The sequence below is a fragment of the Halosaccharopolyspora lacisalsi genome (genome assembly GCF_014137975.1).
In the GTDB taxonomy this organism is placed as follows: domain Bacteria; phylum Actinomycetota; class Actinomycetes; order Mycobacteriales; family Pseudonocardiaceae; genus Halosaccharopolyspora; species Halosaccharopolyspora lacisalsi.
The window spans coordinates 810,511-828,422 of record NZ_JACGWZ010000001.1; the positions used below are offsets into that span (position 1 = coordinate 810,511).

16 protein-coding genes are annotated in these 17,912 nt (G+C 67.2%); 8 read left to right on the forward strand and 8 right to left on the reverse strand.

Annotated elements, in window-relative coordinates:
• Positions 1-22: 22 nt before the first annotated feature.
• Complete coding sequence (locus FHX42_RS03930; protein ID WP_182542766.1) at positions 23-466, reverse strand: hypothetical protein; 444 nt, start codon at positions 464-466, stop codon at positions 23-25.
• Positions 467-822: 356 nt separating this feature from the next.
• Between FHX42_RS03930 and FHX42_RS03935 the strand changes: the two genes are divergently transcribed.
• The 4 genes from FHX42_RS03935 to FHX42_RS03950 all read left to right on the forward strand — a co-directional run bounded on the left by FHX42_RS03935 (position 823) and on the right by FHX42_RS03950 (position 5,539).
• On the forward strand, positions 823-3,984 hold the full coding sequence (locus tag FHX42_RS03935) for an ALF repeat-containing protein (protein WP_182542767.1): 3,162 nt from the start codon (positions 823-825) through the stop codon (positions 3,982-3,984).
• Between the two features lie 180 nt (positions 3,985-4,164).
• Entirely contained in the window at positions 4,165-4,356 is a 192-nt protein-coding gene (locus tag FHX42_RS03940; protein WP_182542768.1) for a hypothetical protein, read from the forward strand.
• A gap of 547 nt (positions 4,357-4,903) precedes the next feature.
• Positions 4,904-5,212, forward strand: coding sequence for a hypothetical protein (locus tag FHX42_RS03945; RefSeq protein WP_182542769.1), 309 nt, complete (start codon positions 4,904-4,906; stop codon positions 5,210-5,212).
• A gap of 21 nt (positions 5,213-5,233) precedes the next feature.
• Positions 5,234-5,539 (forward strand): hypothetical protein, encoded by a 306-nt coding sequence (locus FHX42_RS03950; protein WP_182542770.1) that lies wholly within the window; start codon positions 5,234-5,236, stop codon positions 5,537-5,539.
• Between the two features lie 1,669 nt (positions 5,540-7,208).
• Here FHX42_RS03950 and FHX42_RS03955 read toward each other — a convergent pair.
• From FHX42_RS03955 to FHX42_RS03965, 3 genes are all read right to left on the reverse strand, one after another.
• Complete coding sequence (locus tag FHX42_RS03955) at positions 7,209-8,168, reverse strand: hypothetical protein (protein ID WP_182542771.1); 960 nt, start codon at positions 8,166-8,168, stop codon at positions 7,209-7,211.
• Between the two features lie 55 nt (positions 8,169-8,223).
• Positions 8,224-8,901, reverse strand: a complete 678-nt coding sequence (locus FHX42_RS03960) for an LON peptidase substrate-binding domain-containing protein (protein WP_182542772.1) — start codon at positions 8,899-8,901, stop codon at positions 8,224-8,226.
• A gap of 96 nt (positions 8,902-8,997) precedes the next feature.
• Positions 8,998-9,708 (reverse strand): NUDIX hydrolase, encoded by a 711-nt coding sequence (locus FHX42_RS03965; RefSeq protein ID WP_182542773.1) that lies wholly within the window; start codon positions 9,706-9,708, stop codon positions 8,998-9,000.
• Positions 9,709-9,780: 72 nt separating this feature from the next.
• Here FHX42_RS03965 and nadA point away from each other — a divergent pair, with 72 nt between their 5' ends.
• From nadA to nadC, 3 genes are read left to right on the forward strand one after another with little or no spacing between them, the layout of a single operon-like run.
• Entirely contained in the window at positions 9,781-10,791 is a 1,011-nt protein-coding gene (nadA, locus tag FHX42_RS03970) for a quinolinate synthase NadA (RefSeq protein ID WP_182542774.1), read from the forward strand.
• Positions 10,788-12,380 carry an L-aspartate oxidase gene (locus FHX42_RS03975; protein WP_182542775.1) on the forward strand — a complete coding sequence of 531 codons (1,593 nt, stop codon included), beginning with the start codon at positions 10,788-10,790 and terminating at the stop codon, positions 12,378-12,380. The genes nadA and FHX42_RS03975 overlap by 4 nt, the downstream gene beginning before the upstream one ends.
• Positions 12,377-13,270 carry a carboxylating nicotinate-nucleotide diphosphorylase gene (nadC, locus tag FHX42_RS03980; protein ID WP_182542776.1) on the forward strand — a complete coding sequence of 298 codons (894 nt, stop codon included), beginning with the start codon at positions 12,377-12,379 and terminating at the stop codon, positions 13,268-13,270. Before FHX42_RS03975 ends, nadC begins: the two co-directional genes overlap by 4 nt.
• A 200-nt stretch (positions 13,271-13,470) precedes the next feature.
• Here the strand turns inward: nadC and FHX42_RS03985 are convergent, their stop codons facing one another.
• The 3 genes from FHX42_RS03985 to FHX42_RS03995 are packed head-to-tail and all read right to left on the reverse strand — an operon-like array spanning position 13,471 to position 16,154.
• Positions 13,471-13,770, reverse strand: a complete 300-nt coding sequence (locus FHX42_RS03985; RefSeq protein ID WP_182542777.1) for a MazF family transcriptional regulator — start codon at positions 13,768-13,770, stop codon at positions 13,471-13,473.
• The gene (locus FHX42_RS03990; RefSeq protein WP_182542778.1) at positions 13,767-14,000 is read right to left on the reverse strand and encodes a hypothetical protein; all 234 of its coding nucleotides are present in this window, start codon (positions 13,998-14,000) and stop codon (positions 13,767-13,769) included. The genes FHX42_RS03985 and FHX42_RS03990 overlap by 4 nt, the downstream gene beginning before the upstream one ends.
• 42 nt (positions 14,001-14,042) lie before the next feature.
• Entirely contained in the window at positions 14,043-16,154 is a 2,112-nt protein-coding gene (locus FHX42_RS03995) for an elongation factor G-like protein EF-G2 (protein WP_182542779.1), read from the reverse strand.
• A gap of 225 nt (positions 16,155-16,379) precedes the next feature.
• Here FHX42_RS03995 and pdxS point away from each other — a divergent pair, with 225 nt between their 5' ends.
• A complete protein-coding gene (gene pdxS, locus FHX42_RS04000) occupies positions 16,380-17,288 on the forward strand; it encodes a pyridoxal 5'-phosphate synthase lyase subunit PdxS (protein WP_328795890.1) in 909 nt (302 codons plus the stop codon).
• Positions 17,289-17,337: 49 nt separating this feature from the next.
• On the opposite strand, the gene FHX42_RS04005 is transcribed toward pdxS, so the two are convergent.
• On the reverse strand, positions 17,338-17,898 hold the full coding sequence (locus FHX42_RS04005) for a helix-turn-helix domain-containing protein (RefSeq protein WP_182542780.1): 561 nt from the start codon (positions 17,896-17,898) through the stop codon (positions 17,338-17,340).
• Positions 17,899-17,912: the final 14 nt, after the last annotated feature.

Genomic DNA, 17,912 nt, shown 5'->3' on the forward strand with positions numbered 1-17,912 from the left:
CCTTGGGTTCGCGGGGGTTTTCTCACGAGGCCTGCAGCTCGACCAGCGTCGCCGGGTCGTTGTCGGGGGGCTGTTGGCCTTCACCGACCGGCGTGTATTCCCCGGGGCCCACGTCGACCGCCTGGGTCTTTCCGTTGGTCGTCACGTAGGCGTTCAGGTTGTGGTCGTCGCCCTCGAGGGCATACACCTTGGGGATTTCCATGGTCAGCCAACCGCTCTCCCCGAGAACTTCGTAGCACGAGCTTCCGAGAGTGCTGCTGTCCACCTTGATCAGTGGAGTTTCTTTTGCGCAGTCGACTTTGACGATGTGACCGTCTCCCTCGATGAGCCTGATCCCCGTTTCGGCCTCGATGCGGTCCGCGCCGGGGTAGCTGTGGTCCTCGACGGCCGGAGGCGGAGAACCGGCCGCTACCTGCTGTGTTTTCTCGCCGGTCAACGCGACCGCGACACCGGTCGAGGTCGCCATCGCGACGACGATGCCGACTCCGATAAGTCGAAATCCGTATCTCAATCTCACGTTTACTCCGATCCGCGTCCGTTGCACCCCTGCGGGGAATCAGCCGGGAAACACTAGCGGAGCCTGCGATGTTCAACCATCACCGCGCGGCAAGCAATGAGCAACGAATCGGTTGCGACTATCATCGTTACGTGGTGTTACGCATATCATCGTACAATTTTGCTCAAGTAAATATCTTGATTTCCCCGCTGGCCCGTGGGAGGGTTTCGCGCTGCGTGTCTCATCAATCCACGGGGAGTAAACGAGTGTTACGAAGAGGAAGACTCAGACGTGTTCGTGCTCGCGGCGCTCGATACCGGACCAGCGTGGCCACTGGTGTTGTCGTCGCGGTCGCGACCAGCATGCTCGGTGCCGCACCGGGCGCCTTAGCGCAAGCAGCCCAGGTCACTCCGGCCGAACGCGCCCAGGTGGTGCAACTGTGGCAGGAGGGCGGCCCTGCGATGAAGGACGCCGCCGCTGAGGCACTCGTCGGTGGCGGCGACGCCCTGCGCGAGTTCCTCAACAGCGGCCGGGAGACCGCGAAGCATCACGACCTGCGCATCCGAACGTTGCGGCTCATGGACGCCGGTGGGCCCGCCACCAGGGACGCCGCCAATGAGGTGCTCAAGGCCGACAGCGACGAGGCCCTGCGGAAGTTCCTCGACACCGGATGGAAAGTTCCCTACCACCGGGATCTGAGAATCTGGACCGTCCGGGCGAAGGACGGCGGTTTCCTGGCGGTGAAGGAGGCCGCGGAAAAGGCCCTGGACGCCGACACCAACGAGGCTCTGGAGAGCTTCCTCGAGGATGGGTGGAAAGAGCCCCACCACATCGACCTGCGGATTCAGGTCGTGCGGGCCAAGGACGGCGGCGGGCCACACGTGGATGCCGCTGCCGAGAGGGCGCTGGACGCCGACACCGATGTGGCACTGCAGCGCTTCCTCAACCACGACTGGGAGGTGGCCCGGGCCCGCGACGCGGAGAAAGCCACGGTTACCGAGCTGGTCGAACGCGCCGAAAAGGCCGGTCGGAAAGCCCGCGAACAGACCGCTGCTGCTCAGGAAGCCACCGATCGGGCCGTGAAGGCGGCAGCCAAAGCCAAGCAGGCCGCTCAGCGCGCCAAGGAGGAAACCGAGGCGGCTCAGGGAGATGCGGCCCGGGCCAGCGCCTCTGCGAGGGAAGCCGCGAAGCTGGCCGGTCAGGCTGCCGACGCTGCCAGGACCGCCATCAGTGCGGCCACAGCAGCCGACCGGGCCGCGCGACAGGCCGCCAATGCCGCCTCCCGCGCGGCCACCGCAGCCAGTTTGGCGGGTCAGGCCGCTTCGCGGGCCTACTCGGCGGCTTCGGCCGCTGCCCAGGACGCGAGCCAGGCTCAAGCCGCTCGCCAGGCGGCCCAGACCGCACGTGATGCCGCCGCAGGGGCGACCCGCGCAGCCGATGCAGCCCGCAATGCCGGGACCGCAGCCCACGAGTCCGCCACCGCGGCGCAATCAGCAGCTAGCGCGGCGCAGAACGCCGCTGCGGCGGGTGCGGCAGCCAGGGAGGCCAGCCGACAGACCGGTGTTGCCGAGGGCGCGGCGGCCGCAGCCGAGCGGGCCGGTGCCGAGGCGCAGGCCCAGGCCGATCGGGCCACCAACGCCGCGAACGCGGCGACCTCGTTGGCCAACCGGTCGGCGCAGGCAGCTAATGATGCGGCAGCAGCGGCGGATTCAGCGGCCAATCACGCCACCAACGCGGCCGCCGCAGCCGACAAGGCGGCTGATCACGCGGGTGAAGCCGATGACGCCGCCGCCGAAGCCACCCGGCACGCCAACGCGGCCATCGAGGCCGCGAACGTGTCGATGAACGCGGCCATGCGGGCTCGCGAGGTGGTCAAGCTGGCTCGCGAAGCCGAGGCTGAGCGCATCGCGCACGACAGGCAGCAGAGGATCGAGGCGGCGGAGAAGACCAAGGATGCCTGGCAGGATCGTCAGGACGAACTGGCCTGGGACGCGGCCGAGCGGGCCCGCCTGAACGAGCGGACGCAGAAGTTGCTCGAGGAGGCCAGCGCGCCCGGTGCCGATCCGGCTACCGTGTTGCGCAAGGGACGGCAGGCTGCGGTCACCATCATGAAGACGGGTGGGCCGTGGAGCAAGAAGGCCGCCCAGCATGCCTTGTCGGGCACGGAGGCGGATGTGCGCCGGTGGGTGGCCACCGGCCGCCAAGCGGCGGCGGTGCAGGACGACCGAGCCAAGGTCGCGCGTATCGCAGAGTTGGGTGAGCCGGCCGCGTTGCGCGAGGCGGCCGAGCAGGCACTGAAGGCCCCGGTCGCCGAGATGCGCGAGTTTTTGAAGACGCAGGACTATGAAGGGCGGGTCACTGATGATCGGATCCGTACGGTTCAGATCCTGGACGGTGCCATCGGCCCGGCGGTCAAGGATGCGGCCAACAAGGCGTTGAAGGGCACTCCGGAGGACGTTCGTCGGTTCCTCGCCGAGGGGCAGTTCACCGCCAAGGCTACGGACTACCGCATCAACACGATGCGCATCAAGGATGGTGGTGGTCCGCGTACCAAGGGTGCCGCCGAGGCCGCCATGCAAGGCCCCGCGGCGTGGACGCGGGCGTTCGTGCAGTCCGGCCAGTATCTCGCCAAGCAGCGGGACCAACGAGCCGCCGTCCACCACGCCGAAATGAACCGGCTCGTCCACCGCGGCCTACAAGCCGCCGCCGACGCGCAACGACAGGCCTACAAAGCCGCCCAAGCCGCCGCGACCGCCCGCGGAGCCGCAGCCGAGGCCAACGGCTACGCCCAGCAGGCGGCGAACTCGGCCAGCCAGGCCGCCGACTACGCCAACCAGGCCCAAGCCTCGGCCGACGCGGCCCAACAGTCGGCCCAACAAGCAGCGGCATCAGCCGATAAAGCCCAGAACGCGGCCGCCGCGGCACGCGAAGACGCCCACGACGCGGCGGTCTACACCGTGCAGGCGCACCGCTCCGTCTCCGACGCCCATAGCTACGCGGGGCAGGCCTACACCGCTGCCAACAAGGCCCGCACCGCAGCACTCCAAGCCGGCAAGGACGCCGACGCAGCAGCCGCCGCAGCAGCCCAAGCCCGCCAAGCAGAAATCGACAAGCGCCGACAGGAATACATCGACAAACGACACAACCGCCCCGACATCACCGAACGCGAAGTCGAGCTGGCCTCCTACCAGGCTGGTAAATGCATCGCCACCTACCCCGAGGGGCATCCCGAAAAAGCAACATGCCAACAAGAATACAACGAAGGTTACAGGTATGATGATTTCGGGCAAGACCTAAGCATTATTGGGTCATTCACAACTGGTGGAGCCGCTCTTGGTGGTGCCATTGGATGCGCGATCGGGTCGCTTGCTGCTGGCGCGGGATGCCTGCCCGTCGGCGGAATCGGCGGGTTCATAGGAGGCGCCGTGGGCTTTAGTGCTGGCCTGGGTGTTGTATTTGGGCGCCGATTGTCTGAATGGGTAGGATAATAAGAGGAATCGCATGGAGGCTAGCATGGCCCTGCGTGGCACACGTAGGGCCACTAGAAATTGCTCATAATTTTATCCCGAGCCAATTTGAATATTTCGCTAGAATTGTCACATGGATAAATAATTTTTACAAATAGTATTTTTGATTGGTTTATCATGGAAATTCGAAAGTTTTCAGACATGGATAAGCGTGCAAAAAAGACATTGACGACCACTTTCTTGGTGTTGATCGCAGTTGCAGTTTTTGTAGGGGTGGCAATCGGATTCTTCTGGGGTGATAATTTCTTGCTGTCACTGTTTACTGCTATCGTGCTTTGCGGAGTTGGGGCGACTGTCTTCATTTTTATCTATTTGCGAATCCAGAAAAAATAGATTTGCAACTTGACCTTCAGTGATAACTGCAACAGTAAGGTGGTTTCTGCGAGTTAGCCATGTCATGCTCGTAGTGAGCGAAAAAGAATTATTGCGAAAATCCTCGTCAATTCGATGGGCTTTCAATGGCAAGGAAAAAGGATAATTGTTACAGCTTGGCCTCAACTGGTGTGTGCGACACCGTCGTTGGCGAGGGGTTCGTTGAGTTCGTGGGCGACGGTGTCGAGGTAGGATTGACTGTAGGCGGATAGATTGTTGCTTTTGGAGGAGTACTCGTGCGGCATCTGGTTGGTGTTTTCGTTTGTGTCACGTTCCCATTGGGTGCCAAGTCTTCAACAGTTGTTGAATTGGGGGATCTGACATGAAACCATCGCGAGAAACCCTCAGTGTCATCTGGTGTGTTTCGGACGGACGCGAGGAACTTCCTGGGATTGTTCTCTACGGGTTGACTGAGCCGGGCGGATGGCACCCCCAACCCTTTCCGTACGCAACGTGGCCCCCTGAAGCGGAGTACGAGGAATCGTACCTGTACGGCGAGCAGTGGATTGTGGTCATCTGGGACGTGCGGTTGCCACAGTGGCCCAGCGCCCAGGACTGGCACACATCTCTGCGGTACACCCTGCAGCGGCTCCTGGACGGTGGCTGCGTGGTGAGCTGGCTCGGTGACGGATTCCTGTTCAACGATCCGCCCGAGCTGTTGCTTCCGGAACATATGTCCGGAGGAGTTCTGGCCACTCTCACCTCCACAGGTGAGTACACTTGCCACTTCAACTCGGACACGCCCGTGGTGGAGATCTCCGACGAGGAAATGCTCGCCTTCCGAGGACACACCCGCGGACTGGCCGACGTCGAATGACGCACATCAATCGGTCAGCAGGTGGCGGCATCAGCCGATAAAGCCCAGAACGCGGCTGCCTCGGCATGCCAGTCCGCCCACGGTGCGGCGGTTTACATCGTGCGGGCACACGGCTCTGCCGCCGACGCCCACAGCTACGCCGAACAGGCCTACACCGCCGCCAACAAGGCCCGCACCGCGGCACTGCAAGCCGGCAAGGACGCCGACGCAGCAGCCGCCGCAGCAGCCCAAGCCCGCCAGGCAGAAATCGACAAACGCCGACAGGAGTACATCGACAAACGACACAACCGCCCCGACATCACCGAACAAGACTCCTGCCAAACCTAAAAATGTTATTGGATTCGGCGCTAGCACGGTGGGTATTATTACAACACCGCTCACAGGAGGCGCGGGTACAGTAGTTGGAGTCATCGGGTATCAGGCTAGCCCTTTCGGGCTGGTATACGGATTGGAAACGGTGTTCTCGGCTTGCCAGAGTCCAACGAAAAGAAGGGAATGTGGTTTGTCGCGCTCGGAGGTGCGGCGACTTCATTGAGTATGTTTTTGCCCATGATCACCGCCGTTCTCGGCGGAGCTCCCGATCCGAGTGAAGAGGTGCCGATTGGACGAGCAATAGTTGGAGTCGTCGGATTGATATTATTTCTAGTCGCAATCGGAAGAGTGCTGATGATAAGACATAAAAAGTAATAACATCAATGCGAAGCCCTGGCTTCTCTCGGGGATACGGGATGCCAGGTATTTTCGCGCCTCGATAGCAAATTATTTGTACGGCAGTCGTACTTCGGGTCTCGGTGGCGGGGCGTGTGCAAGGTTGACCTGTCTGGGTTAGGTGGTTTTGTGTCCGTTAGCATGCTCTTGGTTCATTCTACGTTTCCCCTTTCCGGGGTTTTCTGGCCGATGGTGTCTACGAGGGGACTGGGAAAAATTGGTGAATCCAGAGAGTAAAATTATCAACACAATGACGACGATGTTCCTGGGGTTTCTCATTCCGTCCGGAGGGATGTATCTTCTCCAACGGTTCAACATCGTCTCCTGGGGACCCAACGCTGGTGCCGCGGTAATGGCCGTAGGGGCGATAGTAATACTCACCGCACTTCAGGCTGTCCGTCTTTACTTTTGGCTAAAAGGAAGAGGGCATTGAGCATGAGTAGCGGTGTGAGAATTCCTGTGGGGCGGTTTCTGCGACTGCTGGTCAACAATCAAAAGGACGGGAAGATGCCGAATAAATATTACTCCGCACCCCGGGCGAACAGCGGTCCAGTACGGGCTTCTGATCGGAAGCGTAGTGGCTGTCGTTGGAATTCTGGCTATCCTGTTGGCGTGGCATGTTTTCTTTGCGTGGTGGGTAGTTTTCGTTGTTTCGATGGTGATGCTTCTGTCGGCCAAAACGCTGCGCGCCAGGAAAGTAAAGAACCATCACGCGAGTAGCGAGCCGAGAGGCCGAGAAGGATAAGGCGGTTTAGTGCTATCGCCGCAGGATTTCTGTTGAATCATGGTCAGGCCGCTGAGCTGTTCCGGGTGACGATTCGCGATGGTACGTTCATGTCGAGCTGTTTAGTTAGGAGAGAACAGGAACTTAAGTATGAAAACAAAAAGAAGAACCAACGGCATCATCATACTTTCCACGGTGTTCGTCGCCGCGTTCGTGCAACCTTTTGTGCAGATCGCCGCATTCGGGAGTGCAAGTCAATGGGGGACGCTTCGTTTTTGGATCTTTCAGATCGTGTACTGGAGTGTTGTCGCTGCGGCGATAGTTCTCATCGCCAATGGTAGATCGATCAAAAAAAGATGAAACAGGGCTTGGTCTCGATCGGTGGGTGCGACACCGTCGTTGGCCGGGAGTTCGTTGAGTTTTTCGTTCGTACCACGTTCTCATGGGAGTGCGGAGGGGCGAAGGTGGACCGGGGCCTCGGCAAGCCCCGGTAACCACCGTAGTCGCTTTTGGGGGTTCACAATTTTCCCTAAAGTTGTGAACCCCGCGCCGACCCGCGTCGTATCACTCGGGGAGCCAGCGCAGGGAGGTCAGGCTGCGGTTGATCGTCTGCGGGGGTACGGCTTCGGGCACGCCCTGATCGGCGATGCCGATGAGCAGGGCGGCCTCGGCGTTGCTGGGCAGCGCGAGGATGCTGATGAACACCGACTCCGTCCCGCAGGGGCCGGGTGCCGCCGGAGTGATCGTGGCGCTGAGCAGCTGAGGTTGTCCGTTGCTGTTGCCCTCGACGCTGACCGGGGTGATCGGGTTCTTCGCGATCCCGGGCGGCGTACCGTCCTCGGTGGACCATCCGAGCATGGCCCACTTCTGGAGGGTCTTCTCCGCGGCGCGGACGGGATCCTTCTCCTCGGTCGTGGTCACCCCCACGCGCGCCCGGTACGAGAGGTCGGCGCTGGGGCAGAAGTCCCGCTTGTAGCTGGAGAAGTTGGTCATGGAAACGCTGTCGCCGTTTTTGTTCTTGTAACCGGAGAACCGGTCGAGGCGGGTTTCCCAGCCGGGCGGGATGTCGTAGGCGATACCGGCCTCGGGCAGTGCCACGCCCTGCCACCCGGGAACCACCGCGGGGGTGTTGTGAGAGCTGGCGGTGCTCGACGGGGACGGTGACGTCGTGGTGGTCGAGGTCGTCGTGGTGGTCGCCGAGGCAGTCGTGCTCGCCTGGTTCTTGGTGTCGTCCCCTCCGACGATCATGACCGTGGCGGTGATGACGACGATGCCCACGACGGTGATCGCCAGGGTGGAGATGAGCGCGGCCCTGCTCTTGCGGGGCGGACCGGGTGGTGGACCGGGTGGGGGTCCGGCCTGGGCTCCCTGCCACCCCTGCTGCTGCTCGAACACGCCGAAGCCCTGGTAGCCGGACTGTCCGCTCGCCGCCGGACCGGACGGTTGTCCGGTGATCGGGTCGTAGTACTGCCCGCTGCCGTACTGATTCGGCCCCCAATTACCGGAGCCACCCGGTGTCGTCATGCTCGTGATCCTAGCGAGTGACGGCCGGATAACGGACGGCGAACCGGGTGAAGCCTCAGTTGTCGCTGGTCTGCTGAGCGAATTCGGCCAGCGGCGCCGGGATGGCGTGCAGTTCCCGCAGGAACTCGGCCTCCCGCTGGATCAGCTTGCGCACCAGTCGCAACCGGGCCAGCGGATCGGTCTCGGCCAGCAGGTCCTGTCGGTCCTCGAGGCTCAGGACGCAGTCCTCGGCCAGGGTGTAGGCGAGCTGCTCGATGTCGACCTCTCCCGGGGGGTCGTAGCTGGAGTTGCGCAGCCCGCTGCTGTGGTAGCGCTCGTGGGAGGCACGTGCGGAGGCGGCGATGCGGTCGCGCAACCGGTCGGAGTCGCTCTCGGGCTTGGTGTCGGGCAGCCACTCCACCCGGGCCATCAGGTACGGGGCGGCCTCGGTGTCGATCTGCAGGAGCCGGAAGCGGCTCTCGCCGGTGCTGCTGGCGTCGTAGCGCCCCTCGGGCAGCTGGTGGACCTCTCCGAGCAGTGCCGAGCAGCCGACGTCGTACATCGAGTCGATGTTGCCCTCGCCGACCTCCCAGCCCTGCTTGATGCCGACCACGCCGAACCGGCGATGCGGGACCACTTCCTTGAGCAGGTCCTCGACGAGCTGGCGGTAGCGCGCCTCGAAGATGTGCAGCGGCAGCGACGCCTCGGGGAGCAGTACTGTGCCCAGCGGAAACAACGGGATCGTATCAACCACGCTCCCAAATTACGGGTGCGCACCCGTACGCGCCAACACCGGACCGGCGTGTGTCCGCCCCGGCTCGGCCCCGGCCCGCGTGAAATGAGGTTCATATCACGCCTGATGCGGCGGGCGCAGCACCGCGAACGGATCGGTGATCCGCAGGTCGCGGGAAGTGAAGCGGAACAGCGCGGGCGGGCGTCCCCCGTTCGGTCCCGCCGCCACGGTCCGCCCGGCGGCTTCCAGCACCCCGCGCCGGGACAGCACCCGTTGCAGGTTGGTCGCCGCCACCCGGTAGCCCAGCGCCGCCGAGTAGAGGCGGCGCAGCTTCGAGACGGTGAACTCGGGCGGTGCCAGGGCGAACCCGATGTTGCTGTACGACAGCTTCGCGCGCAGGCGGTCCCGCGCGGTGAGCACGATGGCCTCGTGGTCGAAGGCCGTCGTGGGCAGGCCGTCGACGGGGTGCCACCGGGTGTCGGCGGGCAGCTCGGGGTCGACGTCGCAGGGGACGAGCCCGAGGAACGCGGTGGCCACGAGCCGTTGCGCCGGTACCCGGTGGGGATCGCTGAAGACCGAGAGCTGTTCGACGTGGCTGAGCTTGTGCACGTCGACCTTCTCCGAGAGTTGGCGTGTGACGGAGGTCTCCACGTCCTCCGCGGCGCCCAGCCGACCACCGGGGAGGGCCCAGCTGTGCAGGTCGGGGGTTTGGGCGCGCTGCCAGAGCAGGACCTGGAGCCGGTCCTCGCGGATGCGCAGCACCGCCGCGAGGACCTCGTGACCGGTGTCCCGGTCACCGTCGGCTGCCGCGGTGCTAGGGTGATGCATGTTTTCGATTCTAAGGCGAAAACCCCGCAGGGGTGATCCGGGGCTCCGGAAGGGTCCGGGGAGGAGGACGAGATGGCCGCTACGGTAGAGCGGACCGAGTCCGGCTACGTCGGCGTGACCGCGGACGCCGAGTGGGCCGCCGAGATCCGGCGGTTGGCCGACGAGCGCGACGCCGTGCTGTTGGCGCACAACTACCAGCTGCCCGAGATCCAGGACGTCGCCGATCACACCGGTGACTCGCTGGCGCTGAGCCGGATCGCAGCCGCCAGTTCGGCTGCCACGATCGTGTTCTGCGGCGTGCACTTCATGGCCGAGACCGCGAAGATCCTCGGCCCCGACAAGACCGTGCTCATTCCCGACGAGCGGGCGGGCTGTTCGCTGGCCGACTCCATCGACGCCGAGCAGCTGCGCTCCTGGAAGGCCGAGCACCCCGGCGCGGTGGTGGTCTCGTACGTCAACACCACCGCCGAGGTCAAGGCCGAGACCGACATCTGCTGCACCTCGTCGAACGCGGTGGACGTGGTGCGCTCGATCCCCGCCGAGCGGGAGGTGCTGTTCTGCCCGGACCAGTTCCTCGGTGCGCACGTCCGGCGCGAGACGGGTCGCGAGAACCTCCACGTGTGGGCGGGTGAGTGCCACGTCCACGCCGGGATCAACGGTCCCGAGCTGACCGAGCGCGCCGAGGCCAACCCCGAGGCCGACCTGTTCATCCACCCCGAGTGCGGATGCGCGACCTCGGCGCTGTACCTGGCCGGGGACGGCACGCTGCCCGAGGAGCGGGTGAAGATCCTGTCCACCGGCGGGATGCTCGACGCGGCGCGGAGCACCGGGGCCTCCTCGGTGCTGGTGGCCACCGAGGTCGGGATGCTGCACCAGTTGCGCAGCGCCGCGCCGGAGATCGACTTCCGCGCGGTCAACGAGCGCGCGTCCTGCCGCTACATGAAGATGATCACCCCCGCCGCGCTGCTGCGCTGCCTGCGCGAAGGCGCCGACGAGGTCGACGTGCCCGCCGAGGTCGCCGAACGGGCGCGCGCCTCGGTCGAGCGGATGGTCTCGATCGGCAGGCCGGGAGGTGGCGAATGAGCTGGGAGACCGCTGCGGACGTGCTCGTGGTCGGTAGCGGCGTCGCCGGGCTCACGGCCGCGTTGCGCGCCCACGAACGGGGACTGCGCGTGCTGCTGGTGAGCAAGGGCACCGCCACCGACGGCAACACGAGTTGGGCGCAGGGCGGTGTCGCCGTGGTCACGCCGGAGGTCGCGGGCGGCGACAGCGTCTCCCGACACGTGCGGGACACCCTCGACGCGGGCGCGGGCCTGTGCTCGAAGGAGGCGGTGCGGACCGTCCTCGGTGACGGAGCCGACGCGGTCGCGCGCCTGCGCGAGGCGGGCGCGCGCTTCGACGGTGACGGCGACGCGCTGCTTCGGACCAGGGAAGGCGGGCACAGCGCTTTCCGCGTGATCCATGCGGGTGGGGACGCCACCGGTGCCGAGGTGCAGCGCGCGCTGGGCGCCGCGGCCGAGGGCAGCATCGCGGTTCTGGAGCGGCACTGCGTGGTGGAGCTCCTGCACGGCGAGAGCGGCGCGGTGGCCGGTGCGCTGGTGCTCGATCCCGAGGGGCGGCCCGGCGTGGTGCACGCGCCCGCCGTGCTGCTGGCCACCGGCGGGCTCGGGCAGCTCTACTCCGCGACCACCAACCCCGACGTCGCCACCGGCGACGGGGTGGCGCTGGCGCTGCGGGCGGGCGCTTCGGTCGCCGACCTGGAGTTCGTCCAGTTCCACCCGACGGTGCTGTACGCCCCGGAGGGGCGCAGCGGACGGCGACCGCTGGTCACCGAGGCCGTGCGCGGTGAGGGAGCGGTTCTCGTCGACGCCGACGGCCGACGGGTGATGGAGGGCGAGCACCCGCTGGCCGACCTCGCCCCGCGCGACGTCGTGTCGGCGACGATCACCGAACGCCTCGCCGCGAGCGGGCAGGAGTGCGTGTACCTGGACGCCACCGGCCTCGGCGGTAATTTCGCGCATCGCTTCCCGACCGTGTACGCGGCCTGCCGGGAAGCCGGGGTGGATCCGGTCTCCGAACCGATCCCGGTGACGAGTGCGGCGCACTACTCCTGCGGCGGAGTCGTTTCCAGCGTGGACGGTCGCACCGCCGTCTCCGGGCTCTACGTGGCCGGTGAGGTGGCGCGGACCGGTTTGCACGGCGCGAACCGGTTGGCCTCGAACAGCCTGCTGGAGGGACTGGTCGTCGGCTCCCGAGCGGCCGACGCCGTCACGAGGGACCTGCGGTGCGGGGTCGTCGTCCGAACCGCGGCCGTCGCCGATCCCGTCCCGGCCACCGCCGTGGTCGACCGGGACCTGCTTCAGCGCACCATGAGCCGGTACGCGGGCATTGGGCGCACGGCCGAGGGGCTGGCCGCGGCTTCGGCCGAGCTGGACGGCGCGGGCGTCGTCCGTCCACTGCGGACTCACCGGGCGGTCGAGGACTCCGCCCTGGCGCTGACCGCGCAGGCGTTGCTCGCGGCGGCCGCGGCTCGCACGGAGTCGCGGGGTTGCCACCGCAGGCCGGACTTCCCCGAGACGGACCGGTCCTGGCAGGACAGCGTCGTGCTGCGGCTGGACGTGTCCGGGTGGCTGATCCGCACCGGCCCCGAGGAGAGGGAGAAAGCGGCATGACCAGGTCGACGAACCCGCCGACGGCCGAGGCTCTGAACACCGCCGGACTGAACCCGGACGAGACCAGGGCGCTGGTGCGCACCGCGCTGGCCGAGGACCTGCGCTACGGCCCGGACGTGACGACGGAGGCCACCGTGGCCGCCGACGCCGTGGCCGAGGCGCGGTTCGCCACCAGGGACGCGGGCGTGCTGGCCGGTCTCCCGCTGGTGCTGCTCGTCCTCGACGAGGTGCTGGGGCACGAGGGCTACGAGGTCCGCTCCGCCCGCGAGGACGGGGGATCGCTGGAGGCCGGTGACTGCGCCCTCGGCGTGCGCGCGAGCGTGCGCGGGCTGCTGACGGCCGAGCGCACGGCGTTGAACCTGCTGTGTCACCTGTCCGGGATCGCCACGGCCACGGCGTCGTGGGTGGAGGCGGTCCGGGGGACCGGCTGCCGGATCCGGGACAGCCGCAAGACGTTGCCCGGGATGAGGTTGCCGCAGAAGTACGCCGTGCGCTGCGGTGGCGGAGTCAACCACCGGCTCGGTCTCGGTGACGCCGTGCTGGTCAAGGACAACCACGTGGTCGCGGCCGGTTCGGCCGTGGCGGCGCTGCGCGCCTGTCGGGCCCGCGCCCCGGAGCTGCCGCTGGAGGTCGAGGTGTCCACCCTGGACGAACTGGACGCGGTGCTGGCCGAGGGCGCCGAACTCGTGCTGCTGGACAACTTCACCCCGCAGCAGTGCGCGCGGGCCGTGCGCCGTACCGCCGAGGTCGCTCCGAACACCGAGCTGGAGGCGTCCGGAGGACTCACCCTCGACGTGGCGCGCGCCTACGCCGACACCGGAGTGCACTACCTCGCCGTCGGCGGCCTGACGCACTCGGCGCCCTCCCTCGACCTCGGTCTCGACATGTAGCGGGGAAGGGGCCACGGGGTCTTCCGGGCAGCGGCGGAGCCGCTTCGCGTCCGTGTGTGCGGGCTGACTCCTCGGTGGTTCTCAGGTGCGGGCCTCGCGAGGACAGCAGCCCGGACCCCGACGCGAAGACGCTGCGGAGCGCAGCTCCTCCGGTGCCGTCCCGCCGGATTCGGCCGCGACATGGGGTGGGGACTGTGGTCCTACTCGGTCGCGAGGATCTTGAACAACGCGTTGTTGATATTGGTCAGCGTGGCGGTGTCCACCTGGTGCTGCAGCGTGGTCAGCCATGCCTTGCGGAAGGGGGAGACCCTGTCCACCACGACGAAGTCGCTGCCACCGATGGACACGGTCCACCCACCGGGGGACTCGTCGGTGACGACGGGGAGCACGAGTACGTTGGGTATGTCCGGAAGCGAGTTGTACATCGATCCGGAGAGCACCAGTACGCGGGACAAATGGGACCGGTTGCTCTCCCAGACCTGCCCGCGGAGCAGGTTCACTCGCTGTCCGTTTCGGAGCCGTGGTCCGGCGAACCGTGGAGTTCCGCGTCCCATTGGTCGAGGAGATCCCGATTGGTGCGGGACCACTCGTTGTGCGCCAGGTGACGGCGCCTCGTGTCTTCCCGGTCGAGAGCGCGGATCATCCACTCGTTCGCCGAGACGCCGTCTGCTTCAGCCCATTGCCTGGCATGTTCGTACAGCTCCTGATCCAGCGAGATGGTGGTCCTCATAGCCACATGCTAGCCCACATTGCTAGCGGGTGCTGCTAGCGCTCAGCTCGGCACGGGTTCGTGACTGGTGAAGGTGCGGGTGAAGGTGGCGCTGCCCGAGCTCAGGGAGCGCACGGTGACCGCGTAGCGCACGAGTTCGCTGGCGGGTACGTGCGCGCGCACGACGGTCCAGCCGGGATCCTCCGGTTCGGTGCCCACGACCTTGCCGCGTCGTCCGGAGAGGTCGCCGAGGACGGCGCCCAGGTGCTCGTCGGGGATGTGGACCACCACCTCGTCCACCGGTTCCAGGTTCACCAGCCCCGCCTGCTCGGCGGCGGCCTTCAGCGCCAGCGCACCGGCGGTCTGGAACGCCGCGTCCGAGGAGTCCACGCTGTGGGCCTTGCCGTCGACCAGCGTCACGCGCAGGTCCACCAGCGGGCGTCCCGGTTCCAGCCCCTTCTCGGCCTGCCGGCGCACGCCCTTCTCCACGCTGGAGACGAACTGCCGGGGCACGGCCCCACCGACCACCCTGTCCAGGAACTCCAGCCCCGAACCGCGCGGCAGCGGTTCCACCTCGACGTCGCAGACGGCGTACTGCCCGTGCCCGCCGGACTGCTTGACGTGCTTGCCGTGCCCCCGGGCCTGTTCGCGGAAGGTCTGGCGCAGCGCGACCCGCACCGGCTCGGTGTTCACGTCGACCCCGCCCTCGCGCAGCCGCTGCAGGACGACGTCGGCGTGGGCCTCGCCCATGCACCACAGCACCATCTGGTGCGCCTCGGTCGCGCGCTCCAACCGCAGGGTCGGATCGGCGGCGATGAGGCGGTTGAGGTTGCGCGCGAGCGCGTCGTCGTCGCTGCGGTTGTGAGCCACGATCGCGATCGGCAGCAGCGGTTCCGGCATCGGCCACGGTGACAGCAGCAGCGGGTCGCTCGGGTCGGAGACCGTGTCGCCGGTCTCGGCGGAACCGAGCTTGGTCAGCGCGCACAGGTCCCCGGCCACGCAGTGGGGGATCTCCCGGAGTGCGGAGCCCAGCGGGGAGTAGAGGTGCGCGACCCGCTCGTCCTCGTCGTGGTCGGGGTGTCCGCGCGCGGCCATCCCGTGCCCGGACACGTGCACGGGGTGGTCGGGGCGCAGCGTGCCGGAGAACACCCGCGCCAGCGAGACCCTGCCGACGTAGGAATCCACCGCGGTGTGGACGACCTCGGCCGCCAGCGGACCGCGCGGATCGGGAGTCAGCTTCCTGGGGTTGCTGCCTCCCGGATCGGTGAACTCCGGCAGCGCGTGCTCCAGCGGGGAGGGGAAACCGCGCACGATCCCGTCGAGCAGTTCGTCCAGGCCGACTCCGCCGGAGGCGCACACCGGCAGCACCGGGTGCAGCCCGCCCCTGGCCACGGCCGCTTCCAGGTCCCGGATCAGCACGTCCTCCTCGACGTCCTCGCCGGCCAGGTAGCGGTCCATGAGGGTCTCGTCCTCGCTCTCGGAGATGATGCTCTCGATGAGCTCGGCTCGCGGGCCGCTCGACCGGTCCCGCAGCGCCTGCTCCGCCGGGCGCGTCCGGGGCGCGGAGCCGACCGAGTAGTCGTGGAGGTCGCCGGTGAGCAGTCCCAGCACGCCCTTCGCCGCGCCGTCCTCGTAGTGCGGCAGGTACAGCGGCAGCACCCCGTCGCCGAAGGCTTCCCGGCAGGCCGTGATCGCCGCGTCGGCGTCGGCGCGCGCCTGGTCGAGCCGGGAGACCACCACCGCTCTGGGCATTCCTACCGCCGCGCACTCGTGCCAGGAGGCCTGGGTGGCGGCGTCGACGCCCTCGGTCGCGGACACGACGAACAGCGCCCCGTCCGCCGCGCGCAGCCCCGCGCGCAGCTCACCGACGAAGTCGGCGTAACCGGGGGTGTCGATCAGGTTGATCTTCGTGTCCCCGTGCAGGAGCGGAGCCACGGCCAGGCCGACTGAACGCTGTTGTTCGACGGCGGCCGACTCGTGGTCGCAGACGGTGGTGCCCTCGACCACCGAGCCGCCTCTGCCGATCGCCGACGTCCGCGCCAGCAGTGCCTCGACCAGGGTGGTCTTGCCCGCCGCGGAGGGACCGACGAGGACGACGTTGCGGATGGCGGTCGGTTCCGTCGGCGCGGGCGCCGCGTGCACCCCACCGCTGTTGCCGCTTTGCTTGCTACCCATCAGTGCTCCCCATCAGTGCGCCCTGCGTGCCCGACCACCGAGGTGTGTCCCCGATCACACACCTTCGGGGCTGCTCGTGCAAGACCGGTCACCGTGAGCGCGGGCCGAGTGGACTGCTCGGAAAGCCGCGCAGTGGACCGTTTCGCAGGCCGGTCGCGGTCGTAGGGTCGAGGGGGAAGCTCAGGGCGCGTGACGTGCGCGCCGGTATCGAAGAAGGGGTCTGACGTGACAACCGGGGAAAACGCCGTCGGCACCACGACGGGAACCGACGGCGTCAAGCGAGGTATGGCCGAGATGCTCAAGGGCGGTGTGATCATGGACGTGGTCACCCCCGAGCAGGCCAGGATCGCCGAGCAGGCCGGTGCGGTGGCCGTGATGGCTCTGGAGCGGGTGCCCGCCGACATCCGCTCGCAGGGCGGAGTGGCCCGGATGTCGGATCCGGACATGATCGCGCGGATCGTGGAGTCCGTGTCGATCCCGGTCATGGCCAAGGCCCGCATCGGTCACTTCGTGGAGGCCAGGGTCCTGCAGTCGGCCGGTGTCGACTACATCGACGAGTCCGAGGTGCTGACCCCGGCCGACGAGGCCAACCACATCGACAAGTGGCCGTTCACGGTGCCGTTCGTGTGCGGAGCCACCAACCTCGGCGAGGCGCTGCGGCGCATCTCCGAGGGCGCGGCCATGATCCGCTCCAAGGGTGAGGCCGGCACCGGCAACGTCGTCGAGGCCACCCGGCACATGCGGCAGATCCGCGCGGAGATGCGGCGGCTGTCTGTGCTGGAGAGCGACGAGCTCTACGCGGCGGCGAAGGAACTGCGGGTGCCCGTCGAGCTGGTCCGCGAGGTCGCGAGGACGGGCAAGCTGCCGGTCGTGCTGTTCACGGCGGGCGGTATCGCCACCCCGGCGGACGCGGCGATGATGCGCGAGGTCGGCGCCGAGGGCGTGTTCGTCGGCTCGGGCATCTTCAAGTCCGGCGATCCGCAGGCACGGGCGGAGGCCATCGTCAAGGCGACCACCTTCCACGACGACCCGGACGTGATCGCCAAGGTCTCGCGCGGGCTCGGCGAGGCCATGGTCGGCCTCAACGTCGACAGCCTGCCCGAGGACCAGCACTACGCCCGGCGCGGCTGGTGAGGTGAGGCGGTGACCGGGCGCCGACGGCGTTCCGGTCGCCCTGGCCGCCTCAGGTGTGCTCCATGACCAGGACGGCCGTGGTCCCGGATTCCAGGGCCTCGTAGCAGTGGGCCACGTCGCCGGAGAACGAAACGTAGTCACCCGGCTCCACCTCGACCGGGTCCTCCTCCGGACCCGCCCGCATCCTGCCCGCTGTGACGAGCACGTGCTCCACGGTCCCGGAGATGTGCGCCGCCGCGTGGCGCGGGGTGCCCGGGTCGAGAGCCATCGTGTACAGGTCCCGACGCGCTCCCGCCGGACACGACGACAGCAGCGCGGCGGCGAACGGTGACCGCTCGGAGCGCACGAACGCGGCCTGACCGGAGCGGATCACCCTGACGTGGGGCGTGGGGGACTCGACGAGTCGGGTGAACGGGATGCCCAGGGCCACCGCGAGCGCCCACAGCGTCTCCACGCTCGGGTTCCCCGAGCCCGATTCGAGCTGCGAGAGCGTGGACTTGGCGACGCCGGCGCGCTTGGCCAGCTCCGACAGCGAGATCCCCGCCCGGTCGCGCTCCCGGCGCAGCGCTACGGAGATGATCTCCAGTGGTGTTGGGTCGGTGTGACTCATTGAGTGTTCGCTCT

Coding starts and splice junctions, on each gene's coding strand:
- FHX42_RS03930 (WP_182542766.1), bottom strand. CDS start 466: ATGGCGACCTCGACCGGTGTCGCGGTCGCGTTGACCGGCGAGAAAACA.
- FHX42_RS03940 (WP_182542768.1), top strand. CDS start 4,165: ATGGATAAGCGTGCAAAAAAGACATTGACGACCACTTTCTTGGTGTTG.
- FHX42_RS03955 (WP_182542771.1), bottom strand. CDS start 8,168: ATGACGACACCGGGTGGCTCCGGTAATTGGGGGCCGAATCAGTACGGC.
- FHX42_RS03965 (WP_182542773.1), bottom strand. CDS start 9,708: ATGCATCACCCTAGCACCGCGGCAGCCGACGGTGACCGGGACACCGGT.
- nadA (WP_182542774.1), top strand. CDS start 9,781: ATGGCCGCTACGGTAGAGCGGACCGAGTCCGGCTACGTCGGCGTGACC.
- FHX42_RS03975 (WP_182542775.1), top strand. CDS start 10,788: ATGAGCTGGGAGACCGCTGCGGACGTGCTCGTGGTCGGTAGCGGCGTC.
- nadC (WP_182542776.1), top strand. CDS start 12,377: ATGACCAGGTCGACGAACCCGCCGACGGCCGAGGCTCTGAACACCGCC.
- FHX42_RS03990 (WP_182542778.1), bottom strand. CDS start 14,000: ATGAGGACCACCATCTCGCTGGATCAGGAGCTGTACGAACATGCCAGG.
- FHX42_RS03995 (WP_182542779.1), bottom strand. CDS start 16,154: ATGGGTAGCAAGCAAAGCGGCAACAGCGGTGGGGTGCACGCGGCGCCC.
- FHX42_RS04005 (WP_182542780.1), bottom strand. CDS start 17,898: ATGAGTCACACCGACCCAACACCACTGGAGATCATCTCCGTAGCGCTG.